3 protein-coding genes are annotated in these 3,496 nt (G+C 69.2%); all 3 read left to right on the plus strand.

Translation table 11 applies throughout. From position 1 onward, the window contains the following. On the plus strand, nt 1-1,244 hold a 1,244-nt coding region (locus VGW35_27050; protein ID HEV8311333.1), incomplete at its 5' end, for a UbiD family decarboxylase. Further along, nucleotides 1,220-2,752: an AMP-binding protein gene (locus VGW35_27055; protein ID HEV8311334.1), complete on the plus strand. Its 1,533-nt coding sequence runs from the start codon at nt 1,220-1,222 to the stop codon at nt 2,750-2,752. The genes VGW35_27050 and VGW35_27055, both read left to right, overlap by 25 nt. A gap of 54 nt (nt 2,753-2,806) precedes the next feature. Next, a partial coding sequence (locus VGW35_27060; protein HEV8311335.1) for a beta-propeller fold lactonase family protein occupies nt 2,807-3,496 on the plus strand: 690 nt, incomplete at its 3' end.

A 3,496-nucleotide genomic window follows, 5' to 3' on the forward strand; every position in this document is an offset into this window, starting at 1 on the left:
TCCCACCCATCGAAGTGAAGGACGCGCCGTGCCAGGAGGTCGTCGTCACCCGGGACATCGACGTGTGGGACCGGATCCCCATGATCTCCCACTCGAAGTCGGATCCCGCCCGGACGCTGGGCGCCGGCAACACGGTGGTCCGGGGGAAGTTCTTCTGGGGCGGCTCTCACATCGGCTACAACCGGATGCACTTCCGGGGCCCGGATTACTCGAGCTTCCAGATCTCGCCCGGCTCCCACATGGACATGGTGGCGACCCACTGGTACCGGAAAGAGCCGATTCCGATGACGATCAACATCGGCGTCCCGCCGGCGTGCACCATGATGGCGGGCTCGGGCTTCACCTACATGATCCTGCCCAAGGGCTCGGACGAGCTCGGCGTGGCCGGCGCCCTCCAGGGCTTCCCGGTGGAGCTGGTGAAGGCCCGCACGGTGGAGGCCTGGGCCATCGCCAACGCGGAGTACGTGATCGAAGGCTATCTCGACACGACGCAGAAGGTCTGGGAGAGCCCGCTGGCCGAGAAGGACGGCAAGCAGGGCGTCTACCCCTTCCATCCCGAGTGGGCCGGCTACATGGGCAAGAGCTACCGGACCTACAAGTTCCAGGCGACCGCCATCACCCACCGGAGGGACAAGCCCATCTACTACGGGCTCATCGTCCACGGCATGGACGACCACTACATCGACGTGTCGATGCGGGAGGCGGCCTTCCTCGAGGTGGCGGACCGCATCTCGCCGGGCTTCTGCGTCGACACCCACATCCCGATGGGAATGACCGACTGGGGCGGCGCGATCTTCCAGGTCCGGAAGCGCCGGCAGCGCGACGAGGGCATCCAGCGGAACATCCTGACGGCCGCCATGGCCCTGTCGCTCGGCATGAAGCTCGCCATCGCGGTGGACGAGGACATCGACATCTACGAGCCCGAGGACATCCTGTGGGCCCTGGCCACCCGGGTGACGCCGGAGAGCGTCCAGACGGTCTGTGCCGGCGGCTTCGGCCAGACGTTCCAGCCGAGCGCGCGGAGCACGGCCGGACAGCGCGACTGGACCCAGAGCAACATCCAGTTCCAGGGGGGCCTGGCCATCGACGCGACCGTCCCGTTCGTCTACAAAGAGGCCTTCGAGCGGGCGCGCTACGAGGTCGAGCTGGTGGACCTCCGGAAGTGGTTCACCGAGGAGCAGATCGCGCGGGCTCGGGCTTCGCAGGAAGGCTACGCCCGGTGGATGGCCGAGCGCGGCATCTGACCGAGCCGATCGAAGCCTTCCGCGACATCGATTCGCTCCTGACCGGGCATGCGCGGACGCACGGCGCCCGTGGATATGTCGAGTGTCTCGCACCGCCCGGAGGGCTCACCTTCGCCGAGCTGGACGCCGCGACGAACCGCGTCGCCCACTTCCTGGCCGACCGGGGTCTCCGGCCCAACGACCGCGTCTCCGTCCTGAGCGACAACTGCCTCGAGCTCCTGGTCCTGTTCCTCGGCGTCCAGCGGTACGGGGCCACGGTGAACCCGATCAACGTCGAGGTCCACGCCAGGAACGTCGCCCAGATCCTCCACGACGTGGAGCCCCGGCTGACCTTCTGGAGTCCCGCCCTCCCGGCCGAGCTCCAGGCCCTGGCCCGCGCGGCCGGTGAGACGGCACTGCCCTTCGACGAGCTGTGGGCGCAACTGGCGGCCCTCCCGGCGACGCCGGGCTCGCGCCGGGTCGGCGGGCCCCGTGACATCGCGATCCTCGACTACACCTCCGGCACGACCGCCACCCCCAAGGGCGTCCTGATCAGCCACCAGGCCGTCTTCTACCAGGCCCGCTCCCTGGTCGAGCGCCTCGGCCTCACCGAGGACGATCGGCTCCTCGAGTACCGGGCGCTCTCCTGGGCCTCGCCCCAGGTCCTGTCGGTCGGTCCCTCGCTCCAGGCCGGGGCCGGGCTGGTCCTGGCCCCGCGGTTTTCCCGCCGCCGGTTCTTCGACTGGATCCGCGAATACGGTGTCACGGTCGCGGCCGGCGTTCCCACCGTCTTCGCCGTGCTCCTCGCCGAGCCGGTGGCGGTGACGGCGGCCGACCTCCCGAGCCTCCGGTTCATGACCAGCAGCTCGGCGCCGCTCCCGGTCGAGACGCAGCTCGCCTTCGAGCGCCGGTACGGGATCCCGATCGTCCAGGGATGCGGCATGACCGAGGCGGGGTTCATGGGCGGCAACCCGCCGGGAGCCCGGCGGCTCTCCTCGATCGGGCCGGCCATGCCGTACATCGAGGCGCGATTCGTCGACGAGAGCGGCGCGGTGTGTCCGCCGGGCCGGGAGGGGGAGCTCGTCGTCACCGGGCGCCAGCTCGCCGCCGGCTATCTCGTCGAGCGCGGGCGGGTGATGGCGCTTCCCGGCGACGGCCTTCGCACGGGAGACCTCGGCTACGCCGACGCCGAGGGCTACCTCTACCTCACCGGCCGGACGAAGGACGTCATCATCAAGGGCGGCGTCAACGTCGCGCCGATGGAGATCACCAGCGTCCTGCTCGGCCACCCCGCCGTCGCCGACGCCGCGACGATCGGCGTCCCCGACCCGGTCTACGGCGAGGCGATCGTGAGCTTCGTGGTGCCGCGGCCCGGCGAGGTCGTGACCACGGATGAGCTCCGGGCCCACTGCGCCACGCGACTGTCCGAGTTCAAGCAGCCCCAGCAGATCCGGCTGGTCGACGCCCTCCCCAGGACCGACCGCGGCAAGCTCGCCCGCGAGCGCCTCCAGGCGCTGGCCGAGGGCTGACGTCGACACGCAGATCAGGATAAACTCGTTCGCGTTCGAAGCAAGGAGGAGCCCATGAACCCATTCAACCTGGTCAAGGGAGTCGTTTTGTCCACGCTCATGACGCTCGCAGGCGCCGCGCAGGCGGCCACGTTCGTCTATGTCTCGAACGCCGAGGACGGGAACATCGGCATGTACACGCTGCAGCCGGACGGCACGCTGCAGCCCGGCCCGCGCGTCGACGCGGGGAAGGTGGTGATGCCGATGAGCGTCAGCCCGGACCAGCGCTTCCTCTACGCCGCGGTGCGCTCCAAGCCCTTCACGGTGGTCACCTACTCCATCGACCGCAAGACCGGCGCGCTGACGCAGCTCTCCACCGCGCCGCTCGCCGAGAGCTTCCCGTACATCTACGTCGACAAGACCGGCCGCTACCTGCTCGGCGCCTCCTACGGCGGCCACCTGGTGAGCGTCAACGCGGTGGGCAAGGACGGCAAGGTGTCCGAGCCGATACAGGTGATCCCGACCGCCCGCAACGCCCATGCCATCATCACCGACAAGACCAACCACTACGTCTTCGTGCCGCATCTCGGCACCGACCAGATCTTCCAGTTCCGCCTCGACGCCAAGACCGGCAAGCTGACGGCGAACACGCCGCCGGTGGTGCAGATGAAGGCGATGACCGGCCCGCGCCACATCATCATGTCGCCCGACAACAAGTTCGCCTACCTGCTGAACGAGCTGGTGGCGACGGTGACGACGCTGTCG

Source organism: Candidatus Methylomirabilota bacterium (assembly GCA_036005065.1).
GTDB lineage: Bacteria > Methylomirabilota > Methylomirabilia > Rokubacteriales > DASRDR01 > DASYQW01.